Genomic DNA, 21,421 nt, shown 5'->3' on the forward strand with positions numbered 1-21,421 from the left:
CCCGGTGGCGAGGTAAAAGTAAAATGGCAGCCTTTCGGCTGCCATTTTTTATGTTTGCTTCCTCTCCCTGTGGGAGAGGGTCGGGGTGAGGGCAACAGGCCGCTCAGACACTATTCGCCCTGCGTCGCGCTCTCAATCGTTAAGCGCACGTCAGAGGTAATCAGGTCTGCCAGCATCTGGTAAACCTTCATCGTCTCTTCCGGCTCGGCATCGCCGCTGTCACTGATATAACCCTCGTCCCGCAGCGTCAACACCAGCGAACTGAAGACCGCTTTGTCGAAGAACTCCGGCGCGTTAATGCCGTGCAGCATCGACAGGCGCTGTGCCAGCGTGCGGCTCTCTTTCTCCAGCGTACCGCGGTTGATCGACGGGTTGGCACTCAGCAGCCAGAAGGTAATGGCGTAGCGCTGCACGGTTTCGCGTGCACCCGCCGCCAGCAGCTGCAGCGTGCGTGAACGGGACGGATTGATCACCAGAACGTCATCTTTCTGGGTCATCAGCCCCTGGCGAACCAGCTCTTCAACATGCTTATCCAGCACCTCTGCCAGCTCGTCGCTGTTCCAGCGCAGGAAGAGTTCGGCTTTCAGCATCGGGTAGATCGTCGTGACATTATCCAGCAGGGCCTGACGGGTGATCTGGCGATGCTGGGTCACGATGGCCGCCATCAGCGATGGCAGCATCAGCATATGGGCGATGTTGTTACGGTAGTAGGTCATCAGGACCGCCTGCTCGCGCGGCAGAATGATGATATCCCCGATGGTGTCTTTTTCGACCTCAAACTTGTTCATCTGCAGGGCGTGATCGATGAGCTCGCTGGCGCTGGCGGTCGGCACCGTGGCATCGGCGGCGTACGGCACGTTGCGCATCAGGTTCAGGTAGCAGTCGATCTGCTCGGTCAGCTGCTCACGGGTGAGCGAACGCTGGCGCGAGGCAAGCAGGGCGGTGCAGCACAGGTTCATGGCGTTGGCCGCCCCGGCGTTGTTAATACGCACCATCAGATCGGCAGCAATGGCGTTAACCGTCGGCGTCAGCCAGGCCGGACGCACCGCTTCGATGGGATCGATAGACTCGCGCCACTCCGGTACCCGGTTGTTCAGGTAGGTCATCAGCGGCATTGGTTCGCCGAAGTTAACATACCCCTGGCCCAGGTTACGCAGCTTGCTTAAGCCACGCAGCATCTGCAGCAGGCTCTCTTTCTCTTTGGTGGCACCGCGTAGTTCTTTAGCGTAAGTGCCCACTTCCATCACATGCTCGTAACCGATGTAAATCGGCACCAGGGTGATTGGACGTGTGCCGCCGCGCAGCATTGCCTGAATGGTCATCGACAGGGTGCCGGTCTTCGGATCGAGCAGACGCCCGGTACGGGAACGGCCGCCCTCTACAAAGTATTCGACGGAATAGCCGCGGCTGAACAGCTCCCCAAGGTATTCACGGAATACGGTGGAGTAGAGCTTGTTACCTTTGAAGGTACGGCGAATAAAGAACGCCCCCAGACGGCGGAAGATCGGCCCTGCCGGCCAGAAGTTGAGGTTAATGCCCGCCGCGATGTGCGGTGGCACCAGCCCCTGGTGATAGAGCACATACGAGAGCAGCAGGTAGTCCATGTGGCTGCGATGGCAGGGCACATAGACGATCTCATGGCCGTCGTGAGCCAGCTGGCGCACACGCTCGGCGTTATGCACGTTGATCCCCTGATAGAGACGGTTCCAGGTGAAGCTCAGGATACGGTCGCTCAGGCGAATCATCTCGTAGGAGAAGTTGGCGGCAATCTCTTCCATCAGGGCGATGGCGTTTTGCTGTGCCTTCTCATGGGAGATCTTTTTGCTGCGCGCTTCGTCTTCGACGGCACGGGCGATGGCTTTTGATGCCAGCAGCTTGTTAAACAGATCCTGGCGAGCAGGCAGGCGCGGGCCTACCGCGGCAAGACGCTGGCGGGCAAAGTGCATACGCGCCACGCGGGCCAGCTTCTGGGCGATGGTTTTATCCGTACCGTGCTCATCGGCCATGCGGCGCAGTGAAACGGACGGTGAAAAACGGACAAAGCTGTCGCGGCCCAGCCAGTTGACGGCGAAAAACTTCTGTAACCCGTTGAGCATGCGCAACGGCGGATTCTCTTCGCCTTTATCGCGCCCCGGACGGCGGCCAAACATCACCGATACCGGCACCATCTGCACATCCAGCAGCGGATTGCTGCGGTGCAGATCGAGGTAGTCATGGAACAGCTTGATCGACTCTTCTTTCGGCGTGTACCAGGTGAAAACGCGTGGACCACCGTGGATAAAGATGTAGCGTGGCAGCAGGGTGCCGTCGATCTCAAGCGGCTCCAGCGGATCCGGGAGATCGTGCGCCAGACATTGGGCGCGCAGCGTCAGCAAGTCGGCCTTAGAGTTATAAGGCAAAACGTACATAATAGGACGCGAGGTATCGAGTCCCAATTCCAGGGTTGGAACCGCTGGAATAGACTTGCTTTTTACCAGGACGCTTAATGGTAAATTAAGTAATTTGTAGTAAATTCGTGGCCAGCCAGACATAAACGATGTAAAGCCTCTGGTTAAAAATGCAATTGCGGCGCAAGGATAACAGAAAGCGCGCAAAATTTCTGTTGTTACCCGTCATACTTCCGGCGGCAGCGCGGCGCGCTTAAGCCACCGTTTATGACGCTATTTTCGAAGAAAGGTTTCTTTTAATGGCCAACAATACCACTGGGTTAACCCGAATTATTAAAGCTGCCGGTTATTCATGGAAAGGCATACGTGCTGCCTGGATCAATGAAGCCGCTTTTCGCCAGGAGGGGGTTGCTGTCATCGCGGCGATTATTATTGCCTGCTGGCTGGACGTTGATCCCATCACCCGCGTATTGCTGATTGGCTCGGTGATGTTGGTGATGATAGTCGAAATTCTGAACAGTGCGATCGAGGCGGTTGTCGACCGTATTGGCAGCGATTACCACGAGCTTTCAGGGCGGGCGAAGGACATGGGCTCTGCCGCTGTGCTGATGGCGATTATCGTTGCCCTGTTTACCTGGGTCACGCTGCTTTGGGGACATTTGCGATAAGCCTTCAGAAACCGAACAAGTCTCTGGTTTTTTATGCCGTTTGTGGTTCCAAAATCACCTTTAGCTGTATATACTCACAGCATAACTGTATATACACCCAGGGGGCGGAATGAAAGCGTTAACGACCAGGCAGCAAGAGGTGTTTGATCTCATTCGGGATCATATCGGCCAGACGGGAATGCCGCCGACGCGTGCAGAAATTGCGCAGCGTCTGGGCTTCCGTTCTCCAAACGCCGCTGAAGAGCACCTTAAAGCCCTGGCACGTAAGGGTGTGCTTGAGATTGTGTCCGGCGCTTCGCGTGGTATCCGTCTGCTGGTTGAAGCAGAAGAGGGCCTTCCGCTCGTCGGCCGCGTCGCTGCCGGGGAACCGCTGCTGGCGCAACAGCACATTGAAGGCCACTATCAGGTCGATCCCGGCATGTTCAAACCGAGCGCGGACTTCTTGCTGCGCGTAAGCGGGATGTCCATGAAAGACATCGGTATTCTGGACGGCGATCTGCTGGCAGTGCATAAAACGCAGGACGTGCGCAACGGCCAGGTCGTTGTGGCGCGCATCGATGACGAAGTGACCGTTAAGCGCCTGAAGAAACAGGGCAACACGGTGCAACTCCTGCCGGAAAACAACGAGTTTTCCCCCATTGTTGTCGATCTGCGTGAACATAACTTCTCCATCGAAGGGCTGGCGGTTGGCGTCATCCGCAACGGTGAATGGTTATAATGTCTTCCTGACAGGCTGCGGCAACGCCGTAGCCTGCTTTTCCCGTCTCTCCCGGTCATACACATGTCTCTGCTGACTGCTTCAGACAAGGCGTTATGGCGTCTTGCTCTCCCGATGATTGTCTCCAATATCAGCGTCCCTCTGCTGGGTCTGGTGGATACCGCTGTCATCGGCCATCTGGATTCCCCCGTCTATCTGGGCGGTGTCGCCATTGGCGCGACGGCAACCAGCTTCCTGTTTATGCTGCTGCTCTTTTTGCGCATGAGCACCACTGGCCTTACTGCTCAGGCGTATGGCGCGAAAGACCCGCTGCGTCTGGCCCGTGCGCTGGTGCAGCCGCTGATCCTGGCTTTAGGGGCCGGGCTGTTGATTGTGCTGTTGCGCACGCCGCTTATCGACCTGGCGCTGCATATCGTGGGTGGCAGCGAAGATGTACTGCATCAGGCGCGGCGCTTCCTCGAGATCCGCTGGCTCAGCGCCCCGGCATCGCTGGCTAATCTGGTGCTGCTCGGCTGGCTGCTGGGTGTGCAGTATGCCCGCGCACCGGTGATCCTGCTGGTGGCAGGCAACCTGCTCAATATCGCGCTCGATCTGTGGCTGGTGATAGGGCTGAAGATGAACGTTCAGGGGGCAGCCCTGGCGACCGCCATCGCCGAATACGCCACGTTGCTTATTGGCCTGTGGATGGTCTGGCGGGTACTGGCCCTGCGCGGTATTTCGCTGGCGCTGCTGAAAGCAAGCTGGCGCGGCAATATGCGCAAGCTGCTGGCCCTCAATCGCGACATTATGCTGCGCTCGCTGCTGCTGCAACTCTGCTTCGGGGCGCTGACGGTGCTGGGTGCGCGGCTGGGCCCGGAGATTATCGCCGTTAACGCCGTTCTGATGACGCTGCTGACCTTTACCGCCTACGCCCTGGATGGCTTTGCCTATGCGGTTGAGGCGCACTCGGGGCAGGCCTATGGAGCCCGGGAAAGCGGTCAGCTGCGCGAGGTGTGGCGGGCAGCCTGCCGTCAGTCTGGCATGGTGGCGCTGGCCTTTGCGCTTGTCTATGCTCTGGTGGGCAACCAAATCGTCGCGTTGCTGACCTCTTTGCCCGAGCTGCGGGCGCTGGCGAGCCATTACCTTATCTGGCAGGTGATTTTGCCGGTGGTGGGCGTCTGGTGCTATCTGCTGGATGGCATGTTTATCGGCGCAACCCGTGGCGCAGAGATGCGCAACAGCATGGCCGTCGCGGCCGCCGGGTTTGGTCTTACGCTATTTACCCTGCCGTGGCTCGGCAATCACGGCCTGTGGCTGGCGCTAAGCGTCTTTCTGGCCCTGCGGGGCCTGTCTCTGGCATGGATCTGGCGGCGTCACTGGCGCAACGGCACCTGGTTTCAATAGCGGCTTCGTCTGGCGAAATGGTAAAAGATTCCGAATAACAAACCCAACGCCGCAGGCTTATCTATAATTATTATCACGTCCAGCACGAAATGAACTTCAGGACGAACTTACCCTTAACGACCGAGCGAAGAGGAATCGATGATGAATAAAGACCAAGTCGGCGGTAACTGGAAGCAGATCAAAGGTAAAGTAAAAGAACAGTGGGGTGACCTGACTGACGATGATATGACCGTCATCGAAGGTAAACGTGACCAGCTGGTGGGTAAAATTCAGGAACGTTATGGTTATGAGAAAGACCAGGCGGAGAAAGAAGTTGGTGACTGGGAAACCCGTAACAACTATCGCTGGTAATTAACCTGTACCCGCAGGTACATGGATGTGCGCCCAGGGCGACCTTAAGGTCGCCCATTTTTTTGTGCTCAGCGCGGCTTCTTTTTTAACTGGATAGAGTGGTCGTGCTGGCAATTTTCCTGATGGCGGCAGGCCTCAACTTCAACGCAGTTACGGCACAGGCCGTGCGCTTCAATGACGTTATGGCGTAGGGCAAAGCCCATTTTCGCCGCCAGGGTATGCATAATATCTTCCATCCCCTCAGCGCCTTCTTCCTTCACGCTGCCGCAGCGATCGCAGATAAACATCGCTGAGGTGTGGGTCGGCTGATCGAACAGGTGGCACAGCACATAGCTGTTGGTCGACTCCACCTTATGCACAAAGCCCTGCTCAAGTAAAAAATCGAGCGCCCGGTAAACGGTAGGGGGCTTCGCCTGCGGCTCGCTTTCGCGCAGCAGGTCAAGCAGATCGTAGGCGCTGATAGCCCCTTTTTGCAGGCTTAACAGACGCAAAACTTCAAGGCGCTGCGGAGTCAGGCGCACATTGCGTTGTGCGCAGAGCTTTTCGGCTTGCGCTAACAGTGCCTGCATTGTGGTCGTTTCCATTTTGCACCTCGAATAAGGGGGAATAATAAACCCTCACTTTACCATGTTCTGGTCCAAACGCCGAGATCCAGCGGGTATGCTATACCTGACCAAAACCCCAGGAGAGTAACACCATGAAAAGACCGGACTGCATTCGACACTGGCGCGACGTAGAAGGCCCAGACAACTCCACCTATCCCGACAGTACGGAGCGTTTTTCCATTGGCGCGCCGCTGGCCCGGGCGCTGGGGCTGGGCCGCCTCGGTATTCACCATGAACGCCTGCCGCCAGGACGCCGCACCTCATATCCGCATGCCGAAAGCGATGAAGAGGAGTTTATCTTTGTGCTGGAGGGGTATCCCGAAGCCTGGATCAACGGTTATTTATGGAAACTTGAACCGGGAGACAGCGTGGGATTTCCTGCCGGGACGGGGGTCTGTCACACCTTTATTAATAACACCACTGAAGAAGTGCGGTTATTAGTGGTTGGCGAAGCAAATAAAAAATATAACCGAATTTATTATCCGCTAAATGCTGTATATGCCGCTACCCGAGAAGATCGCTGGATCGATCACCCGCCACAATTTTTTGGTCCTCATGATGGAAAACCAGGGCGAAATTAATTTCTTGTTCTATACCTACTTAAAGCCATAAGGAAATCAACAGCTTAATCTAATACGAAAGTTTAATATATATTCGGCTCCTAATACTTTTTTCACAGAGGACGTATTCCCCTGCGCGGTATAAAGCCGCCGGGGTTAATTCACCCAAAATAAGTCAGGTGTCCTGTGAAAATAAAACTCAAACTTTCTGTGGCTGGAATTGCCACCACCTTTCTATTGGCTAATCAGGCTGGAGCAGCCAATACCTGGACGGAAGCACGTGGTGATGCAATGGGAGGGACAGGCGTTGCGTCGGCGCATTACAGCAGTGGGGTATTAATTAATCCGGCCCTGCTGGCAAAATCGCACGATGAGGATGACATTGCGGTTATTTTCCCGTCGGTTGGGGCGCAGATAAGCGATAAAGATAATTTGCAGGATAAGATCGATGAAATCAGCGATGAGATCAGCGAGGATCGGCAGATGATCGACGATCTCACCGTGGCAGGGATCCTGGCCGATCCTCAGGGCACGCTCAGGGAGTTACAGGGGGCCGCAGGCAACCTGGCCGATCAGCTGGCGTTTCTCGAAGGTAAAACCGCGCACGCCAACGCCGGAGGCGGGATAGCCGTCAGTATACCGGGCTCAGGGCTGTCGATGGCGTTTGTCGCCAAAGCTAATGCCCATGGGCGTGTCAGCTCGGAGATTGATCAGCAGGATATCGATTTTCTGCGCCGGTTGCAGGGCAGCCCGGTGATGACTAACCAGATGGCGCTGGGGGCGGCGCGAAACGGCAGTGACGTGATTACCCGCAATCTTAACTCTGTCGCCATGGGCCGGGGGGCTATCGTCTCCGACTACGGTGTGGCAATCGCCCGCCAGTTTACGCTCAACGACCTGCCTGTTTCGGTGGGCGTCACGCCAAAGCTGCAGCAAACCTGGCTCTGGAACTACACCACCTCCATTTACACCTACGACAGCAGCGACTTTAGCAGCAGCCGCTACCGTAATGACGATACCAGCTTTAACGTCGATGTCGGCGTCGCGGTGGACTTCGGAGAGAACTGGACGGTGGGCCTGAGCGGGCAAAACCTCTTTTCGCGTGATATCGATACCAAAGACATCCGCATTCTCAACGGGCGTACCGGGCAGGAGGTGAGCTATCAGGACACATACCAGATCCGCCCTCTGGTTACGGCCGGCGTGGCCTGGCACACCGGGCTGCTCACCCTCAGCGCCGATGGCGATCTGACCGAAACCAAAGGCTTCAAAAGTGAAGATAATGCCCAGTATGTCGGCGTGGGGGCGGAAATCACCCCGCTGGCCTGGCTGGCGGTGCGCGGGGGCTTTCGCGCTGACGTGCGGGGCAACGACAGTAACGTCTTTACCGGCGGCTTAGGCTTTGCGCCCTTTAATACGGTTCATATCGATCTGACCGGCATTTACGGGGAAGACGAAACCTGGGGCGCCGGAGCGCAGTTCAGCGTGACCTTCTGACGGGATCCGGAGGCGCTCTGCCTCCGGCGAATATGTGCTATAGTAGCGCCCCATTTTCACCAGATGCTTAAAACTTCGCCATGTCGTCAGAAAACTTGTCCATCTATCCAGCCCACCGTTTTTCCATCGCGCCGATGCTCGACTGGACAGACAGACACTGCCGCTACTTCCTGCGTCTGCTGTCGCGCCACACCCTGCTCTATACCGAGATGGTGACCACCGGGGCGATTATTCATGGCAAGGGCGACTATCTTGCCTACAGCGAAGAGGAGCATCCGGTGGCGTTGCAGCTTGGCGGCAGCGATCCGGCCGCGCTGGCGCACTGCGCGAAACTGGCAGAGGAGCGCGGTTACGACGAGATTAACCTCAACGTCGGCTGTCCTTCCGACCGCGTGCAGAACGGCATGTTTGGCGCCTGCCTGATGGGCAATGCGCAGCTGGTGGCCGACTGTGTGAAAGCGATGCGCGATGTGGTCTCCATTCCGGTGACCGTCAAAACCCGTATCGGCATCGACGACCAGGACAGCTACGAATTTCTCTGCGATTTTATCGGTACGGTAGCCGGGAAGGGCGAGTGCGGGATGTTTATCATCCATGCCCGTAAAGCCTGGCTCTCTGGCCTGAGCCCGAAAGAGAACCGTGAGATCCCACCTCTGGACTACCCGCGCGTCTACCAGCTGAAGCGCGATTTCCCACAGCTGACGATGTCCATCAACGGCGGCATCAAGTCACTGGAAGAGGCAAAAGCGCACCTGCAGCATATGGATGGCGTGATGGTGGGCCGTGAGGCGTACCAGAACCCGGGCGTGCTGGCGGCGGTGGACCGTGAAATCTTTGGCGTGGATGTCGCCGATCGCGATCCGGTGGCAGTGGTACGGGCGATGTACCCATACATTGAGCGCGAGCTGAGCAACGGAACGTATCTGGGCCATATCACCCGCCACATGCTGGGGCTGTTCCAGGGGATTCCGGGCGCGCGTCAGTGGCGACGCTACCTGAGTGAAAACGCCCATAAAGCGGGTGCCGATATCGAGGTGCTGGAGCAGGCGCTGCGCCTGGTCGCAGACAAGCGATAATTTTCGCCAAAACTTCGTCAAATTCACCACGCCCGGCAGCGCATTGCCGGGCGTTTTACTTTCATATCAACAGGTTATTTTTGGCATGGATCTTGTAATGGTCATAGCAGCGTATCGTTGTAATGCATTTGGGGAGAGAGCCATGCTGGAACTACTTTTTGTGATTGGATTTTTTGTCATGCTGTTGGCAACCGGCGTCTCGCTGCTGGGGATCATTGCCGCACTGGTGGTCGCCACCGTGGTGATGTTTATCGGGGGACTGTTTGCCCTGATGTTGAAGCTGTTGCCGTGGCTGCTGCTGGCCGTGGCGGTGGTATGGGCGATACGGGCGATTAAATCGCCAAAACTTCCACGCTATCAGCGTAATAACCGTTTTCGTTACTAAGGTATTGAGCGGTTCGTCACATCCTTGCAACTTTTACGGCGGCATTCCTTAGAACAGAATAGGATTTAGTTATCGAATCTGTCACTATGACCGCCGTTACAGAATTCATCGCGCTGTACCCTACATACAGCCGAACTAAAAAAGAAAAGAAGAAAGAAAAGGGCTTCCCACGGGAAGCCCAATTTCTTATTAGGGGATCAATAAACTCGACCCCTGCGTCGCCCGGCTCTCCAGCGCTTCATGCGCGCGTTGCGCATCACGTAGCGGATACTTCTGCGCCTCTGCCACATCCACCTTAATCACTCCGCTGGCAATCAATGAGAACAGCTCGTTGCTGGCCTCAACCAGTTCGTCGTGGTTAGTGATGTAGCCCTGCAGCGAAGGGCGGGTGGCGAACAGTGACCCCTTCTGGTTCAGAATACCGAGATTGACGCCAGTCACCGGGCCGGAGGCGTTGCCAAAGCTGACCATCAGGCCGCGGCGTTGCAGACAGTCCAGCGAGGCTTCCCAGGTATCTTTCCCCACCGAGTCATACACCACGCGCACCTTCTTGCCGCCGGTGATCTCTTTCACGCGCTCGACAATGCTCTCTTCCCGGTAGTTAATCACCTGCCAGGCACCCGCCTGCAGCGCGCGCTGCGCCTTTTGCGCATTACCCACCGTACCGATCAGTTTTGCTCCCAGCGCTTTAGCCCACTGGCAGGCGATCAGCCCCACACCACCGGCGGCAGCGTGAAACAGAAACTGTTCGTCAGGTTTGATCTCGTAGGTTTTGCGCAGCAGGTAGAAGACCGTCAGTCCCTTCAGGAAGGAGGCGGCAGCCTGCTCATACGAGATGGCGCCGGGCAGGATCGCGGCTTTGTCTGCCGGAACGTTATGGACGGAGCTGTAGGCCCCGAGAGCAGATTGCGCATACACCACGCGATCGCCCTCTTTAATATGTTTTACCGCGCTGCCCACTTTGACCACCACGCCCGCCGCCTCGGTGCCCAGACCGCTTGGCAGAGCAGGGGGCGGATAGAGCCCGCTGCGGATATAGGTGTCGATATAGTTAATGCCAATGGCTTTGTTTTCGACCTGGATTTCGTTATCACCAGGTGCGGCAGGAGTAAACTCTACTGCCCTGAGAACGTCCGGGCCGCCGTGCTTATGAAATTCAATACGCGTTGCCATGCTCCCTCCATTAGAATTAGAAAATATGGTAATCTTTCGACCCACTCTCTATCTCGGTAACTCCATTCACTATGGCAGGAAACAAACCCTTCAACAAACAGACTGAACCCCGTGAACGCGATCCGCAGTTAGCCGGGTTAAAAGTCCCGCCGCACTCGATTGAAGCGGAACAGTCGGTGTTGGGCGGTTTAATGCTGGATAACGAGCGCTGGGACGACGTCGCCGAGCGCGTGGTCACCGACGATTTCTATACCCGTCCACACCGCCACATCTTTACCGAAATGGCGCGGCTGCAGGAATCCGGCAGCCCCATCGACCTGATCACGCTCGCGGAATCGCTGGAGCGACAGGGGCAGCTGGAATCCGTTGGCGGTTTTGCGTATCTGGCTGAACTGTCGAAAAACACGCCAAGTGCGGCGAACATCAGTGCATACGCTGATATCGTGCGCGAACGTGCCGTTGTGCGTGACATGATTTCCGTCGCCAACGAAATCGCCGAAGCCGGTTTCGATCCTCAGGGCAGAAACAGCGACGAACTGCTCGACCTGGCCGAATCCCGGGTGTTTAAAATCGCCGAAAGTCGCGCCAATAAGGACGAAGGGCCGAAGAACATCGCCGACGTCCTGGATGCCACCGTCTCGCGTATCGAGCAGCTGTTCCAGCAACCTCACGACGGCGTGACCGGGGTTAACACCGGCTATGACGATCTGAATAAAAAGACCGCTGGCTTGCAGCCGTCGGATCTGATTATCGTCGCCGCGCGTCCGTCGATGGGTAAAACGACATTTGCGATGAACCTCGTCGAAAACGCAGCGATGTTACAGGATAAACCGGTACTTATCTTCAGTCTGGAGATGCCCTCCGAGCAGATTATGATGCGTTCTCTGGCTTCGCTGTCGCGTGTGGACCAGACCCGGATTCGTACCGGCCAGCTGGACGATGAGGACTGGGCGCGGATCTCAGGCACCATGGGCATCCTGCTGGAAAAACGGAACATCTATATCGATGACTCCTCCGGCCTGACGCCAACGGAAGTGCGCTCCCGCGCGCGCCGTATTGCCCGTGAACATGGCGGCATTGGCCTGATCATGATCGACTACCTCCAGCTGATGCGCGTCCCGTCTCTCTCCGACAACCGTACGCTGGAAATCGCCGAAATCTCCCGCTCGCTGAAAGCGCTGGCGAAAGAGCTGCAGGTGCCGGTCGTGGCGCTGTCGCAGCTTAACCGCTCCCTGGAACAGCGTGCGGACAAGCGTCCGGTCAACTCCGACCTGCGTGAATCCGGCTCCATCGAGCAAGATGCCGACTTAATCATGTTCATCTACCGTGACGAGGTTTATCACGAGAACAGCGACCTGAAAGGCATCGCGGAAATTATTATTGGTAAGCAGCGTAACGGCCCAATCGGTACGGTGCGTCTGACCTTTAACGGCCAGTGGTCGCGTTTCGACAACTATGCCGGTCCTCAATACGATGATGAGTAACTCTCCATCATCCTTCACGCCGCACGGGCTTGTCGCCTTCCTGCAACGCGAAGGATTTGGAGAGTCTTTTTATTAAGGAATTCAAATGCAAGCGGCAACTGTAGTCATTAACCGCCGCGCTCTGCGACACAACCTGCAACGCCTGCGTGAACTGGCGCCCGCCAGCAAACTGGTTGCAGTCGTGAAAGCGAACGCTTACGGACACGGTCTCCTCGAGACCGCGCGAACGCTCCCCGATGCCGACGCCTTTGGCGTCGCCCGTCTCGAAGAAGCCCTGCGCCTGCGCGAAGGGGGCATTACCCAGCCAATCCTGCTGCTTGAAGGCTTCTTTAATGCCGCCGATCTGCCGACCATTGCAGCGCAACAGCTGCATACCGCCGTGCACAATATGGAGCAGCTTGAGGCGCTGGAAAACGCGGTGCTCAGCGAGCCCGTTACCGTGTGGATGAAGCTCGACACCGGCATGCACCGCCTGGGCGTCCGCCCGGAGCAGGCCGGGGCCTTTTATCAGCGCTTATGCCAGTGCAAGAACATTCGCCAGCCGGTCAATATCGTCAGCCATTTTGCCCGCGCCGACGAGCCCGAGTGCGGCGCCACCGAGCAGCAGCTCGATATCTTCAACACCTTCTGCGAAGGCAAGCCGGGGATGCGCTCTATCGCGGCATCCGGCGGCATTTTGCTCTGGCCGCAGTCCCATTTCGACTGGGCACGTCCGGGTATTATTCTTTACGGCGTCTCGCCGCTGGAGGGTAAACCCTGGGGGCCTGATTTCGGTTTTCAGCCGGTCATGTCGCTTACCTCCAGCCTGATAGCGGTGCGCGAGCACAAAGCCGGGGAACCGGTCGGCTACGGCGGCACCTGGATCAGCGAGCGCGACACCCGTTTAGGCGTGGTGGCGATGGGCTACGGCGACGGCTATCCGCGCGCGGCGCCCTCCGGGACGCCAGTGCTGGTGAATGGCCGGGAAGTGACTATCGTCGGACGCGTGGCGATGGACATGATCTGTGTCGACCTTGGGCCAGAGGCGCAGGAGAAAGCGGGGGATCCGGTGACCCTGTGGGGCGAGGGTTTACCCGTGGAGCGAATTGCTGAGATTACAAATGTGAGTGCTTACGAACTTATCACGCGGCTGACGTCGCGGGTGGCGATGCACTATCAGGACTGATGTTGATTTCCCTCTCAGGGATGGAAATCTGCACGGTCGGCCCCCTCTCCCTTGAGGGAGAGGGTTGGGGTGAGGGGGAACATGCGATTGTAGTGGTGGTTCCGTTCACCTTACGTTCTGCACTTCTCTGTCAGGCGCATCACCCGTGAACGTGTGAAGGGGGCTCGTCCTGCACTGAACCCCGTTTCCTGGACACCTCTATTCTTTTGTTTTTTCTGCCTGAGTCCGGTACGTCACCGGGCTCAGGCCGCCAGTTTTCAGGCTAATTCGTTCGGTGTTGAAGTAACGAATATAAGCCCTGATATCCCGCTCCAGCTCCTTCACGGAACCATACTTCTTGCGGTAGTACATCTCCACTTTCAGATGACTGAAGAAGTTTTCCATTACTGCATTATCCAGGCAGTTTCCCTTTCGCGACATACTCTGGACTATCCCGGCTTTTTCCAGCATTAACCGCCATGCCGGCGTCCTGTAAGCCCAGCCCTGATCGCTGTGTAAGACCAGGCCTTCACTATGTCTTTTTGCTTTCAGGGCCTTATGTAGCATCCTGCAGACCAGAGGCTGTGACGGGCTGGTCGACATATTCCAGGCCACGATTTCGTTGTTGAACAGATCCTGCAGGGCTGACAGGTACAGTTTCTGTCCCCCGGCCCGGAACTCCGTCACATCCGTACACCACTTGATCCCGCTTCGTTCAGCGCTGAAGTCGCGGGCCAGCAGATTGGCGGATGCCAGCCCTGCATCCGGCATATACGAGCGGTATCTTTTCCGCCGCAGCTGACAGGTGAGGCCATGCTCTTTCATCAGCCTGCGCACTGTCTTGTGATTGAGCGTGAAGCCCTCATCCCGCAGTGCTCTCGTCATTCTCCGGTAGCCATAACGCTGCGCATGCCGCTGGCTGATGGCCTTCATTGCACTGACCGCATCCGCATAACGCTCAGTCCCGTGCTCAGGGTGCGAGACATGATAATAATATGTGCTGCGTGACAACCGCGCGGCATACAGCAGGCAGGGCAGCCTGTGTGCCGTCAGCAACGACTGCACTATTCTGGTTTTTTCTCCTGCTCCCTGAGCGCGTTTTCTTCTCTCAGGGCTTTCAGCTTTTTTAAGTAAGCATTTTCCGCACGCAGATATTCCAGCTCCCTCTGCAGTTCTTTGGGCGTCATTTCACTGAAGGGCTTAGCACCGGGGACATATTTTTTCTGTGACATAGCGGGTCCGGGTCTGGCAGTGTGAAGCGCCTTTGCCCCTCCCCTCCGGTAGCGCCTCATCCAGTTGAGAATAAGGGATTCATTGGGGATGGCGAAGCGCGATGAAGCCTCCGCATAGCTGCACCTGTTTTTTGCGACGTAACGGACAACGCGGAGCCTGAATTCTGCAGTATAGGTCCGCGCAGGACGGTCCTCCAGCCCGGCTTTACCCTGACGACGGTAAGCCCGTAGCCAGCGGGTCAGGGGTGATTTGCCGACACTGAACAGGCGGGCTGTTTCTTTAATGCCCGACTTTCCGGCCATGTAATGCTCTACAGCCGCAAGTCTGATATGGAAAGGATGTTTCATCGTTCTGAACCTCCAGATTTGGAATCTGGTGTCCAGGATCCGGGGTTCAGTGCACCGCCACCCCCTTCACAATCCCGGCTCCCGGCAAAGAAAATCGCCGCTTCGCGGTACCCTCAGCTTATTCCCTCCGGCTATCGGGTCGGGCGTGATCCTACATCCATGTAGGTCACGCCCTCTCGGCGCATCCATGCGCCTCGCCCCGGCCTGCGGTAAACGCTTCGGCGCTTTTCAGCCGGACCAGGGAGCCGCTGTAAGCCTTTTATTCTCCTGTAATCACTTTATTGCATTAAGAACAAGAAAATTAACGGAGATCCCTCAGTCCTGATGAGAGAAGGAGTAAAACAGGTTCTGCCGCCCACACCCCATCTTCCTTAACATCCTCTCGATCTTCTGCCGCTTCCGGTTTATTGTTGAATTCCCCGCCTCATTATTATCCGGAGAACCATCGCGTGTTCCAGAAAGTCGACGCCTATGCTGGCGACCCTATCCTCTCCTTAATGGAGCGTTTCAAAGAAGATCCGCGCAGCGATAAAGTTAACCTCAGCATCGGTCTTTACTACAACGAAGCGGGCATTATTCCGCAGCTGCAGGCGGTGGCCAAAGCCGAAGCGCGTCTCAACGCCACGCCACACGGTGCGTCGCTCTATCTGCCGATGGAAGGGCTTAACAGCTACCGTCACACCATTGCCCCGCTGCTGTTTGGCGCAGACCATCCTGTGCTGACACAGAAGCGTGTCGCTACCATCCAGACTCTGGGCGGCTCCGGCGCGCTGAAGGTCGGGGCCGACTTCCTGCACAAGTATTTTCCGGAATCAGGCGTCTGGGTGAGCGATCCGACATGGGAAAACCATGTCGCCATTTTTGAAGGCGCAGGTTTCACGGTAAACACCTACCCATGGTTTGACGACCAGACCAACGGCGTGCGCGTTGCTGCGCTGCTGGAAAAACTGAACACCCTGCCGGAGCGCAGCATTGTCTTGCTGCACCCGTGCTGCCATAACCCAACCGGGGCCGATCTGACCAACGATCAGTGGGATGCGGTTATTGAGGTGCTGAAAGCCCGCAACCTGATCCCGTTCCTCGACATTGCCTATCAGGGCTTTGGCGCCGGAATGGAAGAGGACGCTTACGCCATTCGCGCCATCGCCAGCGCGGGTCTGCCGGCGCTGGTCAGCAACTCCTTCTCGAAAATCTTCTCCCTGTACGGCGAACGTGTCGGTGGCCTGTCCGTGGTCTGTGAAGACCAGGAAGCCGCAGGGCGCGTGCTTGGCCAGCTGAAGGCCACCGTGCGCCGCATTTACTCCAGCCCGCCGAACTTTGGTGCGCAGGTGGTGGCGACCGTGCTGGGCGATGACGAACTCAAAGCCGAGTGGCTGGCAGAGGTAGAAGCGATGCGTACCCGCATTCTGGCCATGCGTCAGACGCTGGTGGATGTGCTGAAAGACGCCGTGCCGGGGCACAACTTTGACTACCTGCTGCAGCAGCGCGGGATGTTCAGCTATACCGGCTTCAGCGCGCAGCAGGTGGATCGCCTGCGCGAGGAGTTTGGCGTCTATCTGATTGCCAGCGGGCGTATGTGCGTTGCCGGCCTGAACAGCAGCAACGTTCAGCGCGTGGCGAAAGCCTTTGCTGCTGTAATGTAAGTACTTACTTCCAACCTCCTTCCCCGGTGAAGGAGGTTGGAATGCGTAAAACCGCGCTTTGTGATGCCCCTCTTTTTATTGCGGCTGATGTAAAAATTCTCCTTTCTTTCCCCACCCTCAGCGGGTATTTTCGATGGAGTTTTGACCATTCGCTCAAAATAAAATAACGGTTTGAATATTCAGGGGAAAATATGCGCAAGATCACACTGGCGCTCAGCGCTGCCTGCTTATTGCTCTCGCTCAGTAATCCGGTTGCGGCGCGTCCCTCTTCACCTCCACCGTTATATCCCGGCACGACCGTTGCCCGGCTGGCTGAGCAGGCCCCCATCCACTGGGTTTCCGTGGCGCAAATTGAGAACAGCCTGACGGGCCGCCCGCCCATGTCGGTGGGATTTGATATTGATGACACCGTGTTGTTCTCCAGCCCCGGGTTCTGGCGGGGTAAAAAAACCTGGTCCCCGGACAGCGAGGATTACCTGAAAAACCCGGCCTTCTGGCAGGAGATGAACAACGGCTGGGATGAGTTCAGCATTCCCAAAGAGGTCGCCCGGGCGCTGATTGCCCTTCATCTGAAGCGCGGCGACAACATCTGGTTCATTACCGGACGCCATCCCACTCAAACCGAAACCCTCACCCGCACGCTGCAACAGGCTTTTCTGATCCCTGCGGCGCACATGAACCCGGTGATTTTTGCCGGGGAGAAGTCCGGCAGGAACGACAAAACCCAGTGGCTCGAACAGAAACAGATCAAGATTTACTACGGGGACGCGGATAGCGACATCGCTGCGGCACGTGAAGCGGGGGCCAGAGGCATTCGGGTTCTGCGCGCCGCTAACTCAACGTATAAACCGCTGCCGCAGGCGGGGTCCTTTGGGGAAGAGGTTATCGTCAATTCAGAATACTGAGTGTCTCTTTAATGCAGAGGAGAACGCTTTTTAAACAGATTTACCCGCCACGGGTTTTACCTTTCGTCGTATTGCTGCACACTTAGAAGGATTATCCTGCAAAACGGAGCAGCACATGTGGTATCAGCAAACCCTGACCCTGCGCGCCAGGTCTCGCGGTTTTCATCTGGTGACGGACGAGGTCATTGGACAGATCCGCGATCTTCCCCGCATCAACATCGGTTTACTGCATCTGTTGCTGCAACACACGTCAGCCTCTCTCACGCTTAACGAAAATTGCGATCCCACCGTCCGTTCCGATATGGAACAGCATTTTCTCAAATCCATTCCCGACGGTGCCCGCTGGGAACATGATGACGAGGGGCCTGACGACATGCCTTCCCACATTAAATCCTCCATGCTGGGCGTCTCTTTGCTGCTGCCGGTAAATCACGGGCGCGTGCAGCTGGGCACCTGGCAGGGGATCTGGCTGGGAGAACATCGTATCCACGGCGGTTCGCGCAAAATCATCGCCACGCTACAAGGGGAGTAATGATGACAATTTCGGAGATCCTTCAGTACTGCATGAACAAGCCGGGGGCGGAGCAAAGCGTACACAGCGACTGGAAGGCCACCCAGATTAAGGTCGCGGACGTGCTGTTTGCGATGGTAAAAGATGTGGAGGGGCGACCGGCGGCCTCGCTGAAAACCAGCCCTGAGCTGGCCGATCTGCTGCGCCAGCAGCACAACGATGTGCGTCCCAGCAAGCACCTGAATAAAGCGCACTGGAGCACGGTCTATCTGGACGGGTCGATTCCGGATTCGCAGATTTACTATCTGGTGGATGCCTCTTACAAGCAGGCGGTAGAGCTGCTGCCGGAGATGACCCGGCAGCAGCTGTCAGTGTAACTACTTCAGCAGAGGTTTAAGGAAGCGGGCGGTGTGCGAGGCTTCGCACTCCGCGACGGTTTCCGGGGTGCCGGAGACCAGGATTTCGCCGCCACCGCTGCCGCCTTCCGGGCCGAGATCGACAATCCAGTCCGCGGTTTTAATCACGTCCAGGTTATGCTCAATCACCACGATGGTGTTGCCCTGATCGCGCAGCTGGTGCAGCACGTCGAGTAACTGCTGGATATCGGCGAAGTGCAGACCGGTGGTCGGCTCATCCAGAATGTACAGCGTCTGACCGGTGCCGCGTTTGGAGAGCTCACGCGCCAGCTTCACGCGCTGCGCCTCACCGCCCGACAGCGTGGTCGCCGACTGGCCCAGACGAATGTAGGTCAGACCGACATCCATCAGGGTCTGGAGCTTACGCGCCAGCGCCGGAACGGCATCAAAGAACTCACGCGCCTCTTCGATGGTCATATCCAGCACTTCGTGGATGGTCTTGCCTTTGTACTTAATCTCCAGCGTTTCGCGGTTATAGCGCTTGCCTTTGCACTGGTCGCACGGCACGTAGATATCCGGCAGGAAGTGCATCTCAACCTTGATCACGCCATCGCCCTGGCACGCTTCACAGCGCCCGCCGCGGACGTTAAAGCTGAAGCGGCCCGGCGTATAGCCGCGCGAACGCGATTCCGGCACGCCGGCAAAGAGTTCACGTACGGGCGTAAACACGCCGGTATAGGTGGCCGGGTTGGAGCGCGGGGTGCGGCCAATCGGGCTCTGATCGATATCGATCACCTTGTCGAAGTGCTCAAGCCCGGAAACGTCGCGGTACGGCGCGGGTTCGGCCAGCGTTGCGCCGTTAAGCTGAGTCTGCGCAATCGGGAACAGGGTGTCGTTAATCAGCGTCGATTTACCAGAACCCGACACCCCGGTAATGCAGGTAAACAGGCCGACCGGCAGGCTGAGCGTCACGTCTTTCAGGTTGTTGCCGCGCGCGCCGGTCAATTTCAGCACTTTTTCCGGGTCGGCAGGCACGCGCTGTTTCGGCACTTCAATCTTGCGCTTGCCGCTCATGTACTGGCCGGTCAGTGATTCCGGTACCGCCATAATGGCGTCCAGAGGCCCTTCCGCTACGACCTGACCGCCGTGGACGCCCGCGCCCGGACCGATGTCGATGACATGGTCTGCCGCGCGGATGGCGTCTTCATCGTGCTCAACCACAATCACCGTGTTGCCGAGGTTACGCAGGTGGATCAGCGTCCCGAGCAGGCGTTCGTTGTCGCGCTGGTGCAGACCGATAGAGGGTTCATCCAGCACGTACATGACGCCCACCAGACCCGCACCAATCTGGCTCGCCAGACGGATACGCTGCGCCTCGCCGCCGGAGAGCGTCTCTGCGGAGCGGGAAAGCGTCAGATAGTTCAGGCCCACGTTGACCAGGAACTTCAGGCGATCGCCGATCTCTTTCAGCACTTTTTCGGCGATTTTCGCCCGCTGGCCAGAGAGCTTCAGGTTATTGAAGAAGTCCATCGCATGGCCGATGCTCATGTCTGAGATGGTCGGCAGCGGCGTGTTTTCAACATACACGTGACGCGCTTCGCGGCGCAGACGGGTACCGTCACAGGTGGCGCAGGAGCGGTTGCTGATGAACTTCGCCAGCTCTTCACGCACCGCGCTGGATTCCGTCTCTTTATAGCGGCGCTCCATGTTGTGCAGCACGCCTTCAAACGGATGACGACGCACGGAGGTATCGCCGCGATCGTTCATGTATTTGAACTCGATGTTCTCTTTGCCGGAACCGGACAGGATCACTTTGTGCACGGTTGGGCTCAGGCTGCCCCACGGCGCTTCGACGTCGAACTTATAGTGTTCAGCCAGCGACTTCAGCATCTGGAAATAGTAGAAGTTACGCTTATCCCAGCCGCGGATGGCGCCGCCAGCCAGCGACAGTTCCGGGTTCTGGATCACCCGGTCAGGATCGAAGTACTGCTGTACGCCCAGGCCATCACAGGTCGGGCAGGCGCCCGCCGGGTTGTTGAACGAGAACAGACGCGGTTCCAGCTCGCGCATGCTGTAGCCACAAATCGGGCAGGCGAAGTTGGCGGAGAAGAGTAGCTCGTCCGCTTTCGGGTCGTCCATATCGGCGACCACCGCCGTACCGCCGGAGAGATCCAGCGCGGTTTCAAACGACTCCGCCAGGCGCTGGGTCATGTCATCACGCACCTTAAAGCGGTCAATCACCACCTCGATGGTGTGTTTCTTTTGCAGCTCCAGCTTCGGCGGATCGGAGAGATCGCACACTTCACCGTCGATACGGGCGCGGATATAGCCCTGGCTTGCCAGGTTCTCCAGCGTCTTAGTGTGCTCGCCCTTGCGCTCTTTGATGATCGGCGCAAGGAGCATCAGGCGTCGGCCTTCCGGCTGTGCCAGCACGTTATCCACCATCTGGCTGACGGTCTGCGCCGCCAGGGGGACGTCGTGGTCCGGGCAGCGCGGCTCGCCTACGCGGGCGTAGAGCAGACGCAGGTAGTCGTGGATCTCGGTGATGGTGCCGACGGTAGAGCGCGGGTTATGGGAGGTCGACTTTTGCTCGATGGAGATAGCCGGCGACAACCCTTCGATATGGTCGACGTCCGGTTTTTCCATCAGCGACAGGAACTGGCGCGCATAAGCAGAGAGCGATTCAACGTAACGACGCTGTCCTTCGGCATACAGCGTGTCGAAAGCCAGAGAGGATTTGCCTGAGCCTGACAGCCCGGTCACGACGATCAGTTTGTCGCGAGGGATGACGAGGTTGATATTCTTGAGATTGTGGGTGCGGGCGCCCCGAACTTCGATCTTATCCATTCACCTTTCCCGGTAGGTAGATACACGGAATGCCTGGTTTGTTTGAAGGACAACCGGCAGAAACGGCTAATTATGACACAAATTGAACTGGCTGGATATACAGTATTGGAATGCAAATTCTGATTAAGTGTGCAACAATGTACAGTTC

Annotated in this window: 20 protein-coding genes; 15 read left to right on the plus strand and 5 right to left on the minus strand. The window is 57.3% G+C overall.

Annotated features, from left to right (window positions below; genetic code table 11):
• Positions 1–110 precede the first annotated feature (110 nt).
• A complete protein-coding gene (plsB, locus tag NB069_RS01210; protein WP_250587091.1) occupies positions 111–2,531 on the minus strand; it encodes a glycerol-3-phosphate 1-O-acyltransferase PlsB in 2,421 nt (806 codons plus the stop codon).
• A 155-nt stretch (positions 2,532–2,686) separates the two neighbouring features.
• Between plsB and NB069_RS01215 the strand changes: the two genes are divergently transcribed.
• From NB069_RS01215 to NB069_RS01230, 4 genes are all read left to right on the plus strand, one after another.
• Positions 2,687–3,055, plus strand: coding sequence for a diacylglycerol kinase (locus NB069_RS01215; RefSeq protein WP_039031932.1), 369 nt, complete (start codon positions 2,687–2,689; stop codon positions 3,053–3,055).
• A gap of 109 nt (positions 3,056–3,164) precedes the next feature.
• Entirely contained in the window at positions 3,165–3,773 is a 609-nt protein-coding gene (gene lexA / locus NB069_RS01220; RefSeq protein ID WP_039031933.1) for a transcriptional repressor LexA, read from the plus strand.
• A gap of 63 nt (positions 3,774–3,836) precedes the next feature.
• Positions 3,837–5,156, plus strand: coding sequence for an MATE family efflux transporter DinF (dinF, locus tag NB069_RS01225; protein ID WP_250587092.1), 1,320 nt, complete (start codon positions 3,837–3,839; stop codon positions 5,154–5,156).
• A gap of 141 nt (positions 5,157–5,297) precedes the next feature.
• A complete protein-coding gene (locus NB069_RS01230) occupies positions 5,298–5,507 on the plus strand; it encodes a CsbD family protein (protein ID WP_103177846.1) in 210 nt (69 codons plus the stop codon).
• Between the two features lie 68 nt (positions 5,508–5,575).
• Here NB069_RS01230 and zur read toward each other — a convergent pair whose 3' ends face one another.
• Positions 5,576–6,091 (minus strand): zinc uptake transcriptional repressor Zur, encoded by a 516-nt coding sequence (zur, locus tag NB069_RS01235; protein WP_250587093.1) that lies wholly within the window; start codon positions 6,089–6,091, stop codon positions 5,576–5,578.
• A 113-nt stretch (positions 6,092–6,204) separates the two neighbouring features.
• Here zur and NB069_RS01240 point away from each other — a divergent pair, with 113 nt between their 5' ends.
• From NB069_RS01240 to pspG, 4 genes are all read left to right on the plus strand, one after another.
• Positions 6,205–6,693 carry a cupin domain-containing protein gene (locus NB069_RS01240; RefSeq protein WP_250587094.1) on the plus strand — a complete coding sequence of 163 codons (489 nt, stop codon included), beginning with the start codon at positions 6,205–6,207 and terminating at the stop codon, positions 6,691–6,693.
• 165 nt (positions 6,694–6,858) lie between these two features.
• Positions 6,859–8,169, plus strand: a complete 1,311-nt coding sequence (locus tag NB069_RS01245; protein ID WP_250587095.1) for a conjugal transfer protein TraF — start codon at positions 6,859–6,861, stop codon at positions 8,167–8,169.
• Positions 8,170–8,249: 80 nt separating this feature from the next.
• Positions 8,250–9,245: a tRNA dihydrouridine(20/20a) synthase DusA gene (dusA, locus tag NB069_RS01250; protein ID WP_250587096.1), complete on the plus strand. Its 996-nt coding sequence runs from the start codon at positions 8,250–8,252 to the stop codon at positions 9,243–9,245.
• Positions 9,246–9,387: 142 nt separating this feature from the next.
• Positions 9,388–9,630: an envelope stress response protein PspG gene (pspG, locus tag NB069_RS01255; RefSeq protein WP_039031939.1), complete on the plus strand. Its 243-nt coding sequence runs from the start codon at positions 9,388–9,390 to the stop codon at positions 9,628–9,630.
• A gap of 189 nt (positions 9,631–9,819) precedes the next feature.
• Here the strand turns inward: pspG and NB069_RS01260 are convergent, their stop codons facing one another.
• Positions 9,820–10,803 (minus strand): quinone oxidoreductase, encoded by a 984-nt coding sequence (locus tag NB069_RS01260; RefSeq protein WP_250587097.1) that lies wholly within the window; start codon positions 10,801–10,803, stop codon positions 9,820–9,822.
• 71 nt (positions 10,804–10,874) lie between these two features.
• On the opposite strand from NB069_RS01260, the gene dnaB reads away from it, so the two are divergent.
• Positions 10,875–12,287 carry a replicative DNA helicase gene (gene dnaB / locus NB069_RS01265; protein WP_103177851.1) on the plus strand — a complete coding sequence of 471 codons (1,413 nt, stop codon included), beginning with the start codon at positions 10,875–10,877 and terminating at the stop codon, positions 12,285–12,287.
• An 85-nt stretch (positions 12,288–12,372) separates the two neighbouring features.
• Entirely contained in the window at positions 12,373–13,452 is a 1,080-nt protein-coding gene (gene alr / locus NB069_RS01270; RefSeq protein ID WP_250587098.1) for an alanine racemase, read from the plus strand.
• Between the two features lie 198 nt (positions 13,453–13,650).
• Here alr and NB069_RS01275 read toward each other — a convergent pair.
• Positions 13,651–15,011 (minus strand): IS3 family transposase gene (locus tag NB069_RS01275; RefSeq protein ID WP_250585650.1). Its coding sequence is split into 2 segments (ribosomal slippage): positions 13,651–14,561 and positions 14,561–15,011, totalling 1,362 coding nucleotides; the frame shifts between segments, so codons are not numbered across the junction.
• 449 nt (positions 15,012–15,460) lie between these two features.
• On the opposite strand from NB069_RS01275, the gene tyrB reads away from it, so the two are divergent.
• From tyrB to NB069_RS01295, 5 genes are all read left to right on the plus strand, one after another.
• Positions 15,461–16,654 (plus strand): aromatic amino acid transaminase, encoded by a 1,194-nt coding sequence (gene tyrB, locus NB069_RS01280; protein WP_250587099.1) that lies wholly within the window; start codon positions 15,461–15,463, stop codon positions 16,652–16,654.
• A gap of 41 nt (positions 16,655–16,695) precedes the next feature.
• Entirely contained in the window at positions 16,696–16,821 is a 126-nt protein-coding gene (locus tag NB069_RS22485; protein WP_284677023.1) for a hypothetical protein, read from the plus strand.
• Between the two features lie 24 nt (positions 16,822–16,845).
• Positions 16,846–17,559 carry an acid phosphatase AphA gene (gene aphA / locus NB069_RS01285; protein WP_250587100.1) on the plus strand — a complete coding sequence of 238 codons (714 nt, stop codon included), beginning with the start codon at positions 16,846–16,848 and terminating at the stop codon, positions 17,557–17,559.
• 115 nt (positions 17,560–17,674) lie between these two features.
• Positions 17,675–18,091 (plus strand): secondary thiamine-phosphate synthase enzyme YjbQ, encoded by a 417-nt coding sequence (locus NB069_RS01290; protein WP_250587101.1) that lies wholly within the window; start codon positions 17,675–17,677, stop codon positions 18,089–18,091.
• 2 nt (positions 18,092–18,093) lie between these two features.
• Positions 18,094–18,447: an MmcQ/YjbR family DNA-binding protein gene (locus tag NB069_RS01295; RefSeq protein ID WP_039031945.1), complete on the plus strand. Its 354-nt coding sequence runs from the start codon at positions 18,094–18,096 to the stop codon at positions 18,445–18,447.
• On the opposite strand, the gene uvrA is transcribed toward NB069_RS01295, so the two are convergent.
• Entirely contained in the window at positions 18,448–21,273 is a 2,826-nt protein-coding gene (gene uvrA, locus NB069_RS01300; protein ID WP_250587102.1) for an excinuclease ABC subunit UvrA, read from the minus strand.
• Between the last annotated feature and the right edge of the window lie 148 nt (positions 21,274–21,421).

Origin of the sequence: Leclercia adecarboxylata, assembly GCF_023639785.1 — a bacterium.
GTDB lineage: Bacteria > Pseudomonadota > Gammaproteobacteria > Enterobacterales > Enterobacteriaceae > Enterobacter > Enterobacter adecarboxylatus_D.

Coding starts and splice junctions, on each gene's coding strand:
- plsB (WP_250587091.1), bottom strand. CDS start 2,531: ATGTCTGGCTGGCCACGAATTTACTACAAATTACTTAATTTACCATTA.
- NB069_RS01215 (WP_039031932.1), top strand. CDS start 2,687: ATGGCCAACAATACCACTGGGTTAACCCGAATTATTAAAGCTGCCGGT.
- lexA (WP_039031933.1), top strand. CDS start 3,165: ATGAAAGCGTTAACGACCAGGCAGCAAGAGGTGTTTGATCTCATTCGG.
- dinF (WP_250587092.1), top strand. CDS start 3,837: ATGTCTCTGCTGACTGCTTCAGACAAGGCGTTATGGCGTCTTGCTCTC.
- NB069_RS01230 (WP_103177846.1), top strand. CDS start 5,298: ATGAATAAAGACCAAGTCGGCGGTAACTGGAAGCAGATCAAAGGTAAA.
- zur (WP_250587093.1), bottom strand. CDS start 6,091: ATGGAAACGACCACAATGCAGGCACTGTTAGCGCAAGCCGAAAAGCTC.
- NB069_RS01240 (WP_250587094.1), top strand. CDS start 6,205: ATGAAAAGACCGGACTGCATTCGACACTGGCGCGACGTAGAAGGCCCA.
- dusA (WP_250587096.1), top strand. CDS start 8,250: ATGTCGTCAGAAAACTTGTCCATCTATCCAGCCCACCGTTTTTCCATC.
- pspG (WP_039031939.1), top strand. CDS start 9,388: ATGCTGGAACTACTTTTTGTGATTGGATTTTTTGTCATGCTGTTGGCA.
- NB069_RS01260 (WP_250587097.1), bottom strand. CDS start 10,803: ATGGCAACGCGTATTGAATTTCATAAGCACGGCGGCCCGGACGTTCTC.
- dnaB (WP_103177851.1), top strand. CDS start 10,875: ATGGCAGGAAACAAACCCTTCAACAAACAGACTGAACCCCGTGAACGC.
- alr (WP_250587098.1), top strand. CDS start 12,373: ATGCAAGCGGCAACTGTAGTCATTAACCGCCGCGCTCTGCGACACAAC.
- NB069_RS22485 (WP_284677023.1), top strand. CDS start 16,696: ATGCGTAAAACCGCGCTTTGTGATGCCCCTCTTTTTATTGCGGCTGAT.
- aphA (WP_250587100.1), top strand. CDS start 16,846: ATGCGCAAGATCACACTGGCGCTCAGCGCTGCCTGCTTATTGCTCTCG.
- NB069_RS01290 (WP_250587101.1), top strand. CDS start 17,675: ATGTGGTATCAGCAAACCCTGACCCTGCGCGCCAGGTCTCGCGGTTTT.
- NB069_RS01295 (WP_039031945.1), top strand. CDS start 18,094: ATGACAATTTCGGAGATCCTTCAGTACTGCATGAACAAGCCGGGGGCG.
- uvrA (WP_250587102.1), bottom strand. CDS start 21,273: ATGGATAAGATCGAAGTTCGGGGCGCCCGCACCCACAATCTCAAGAAT.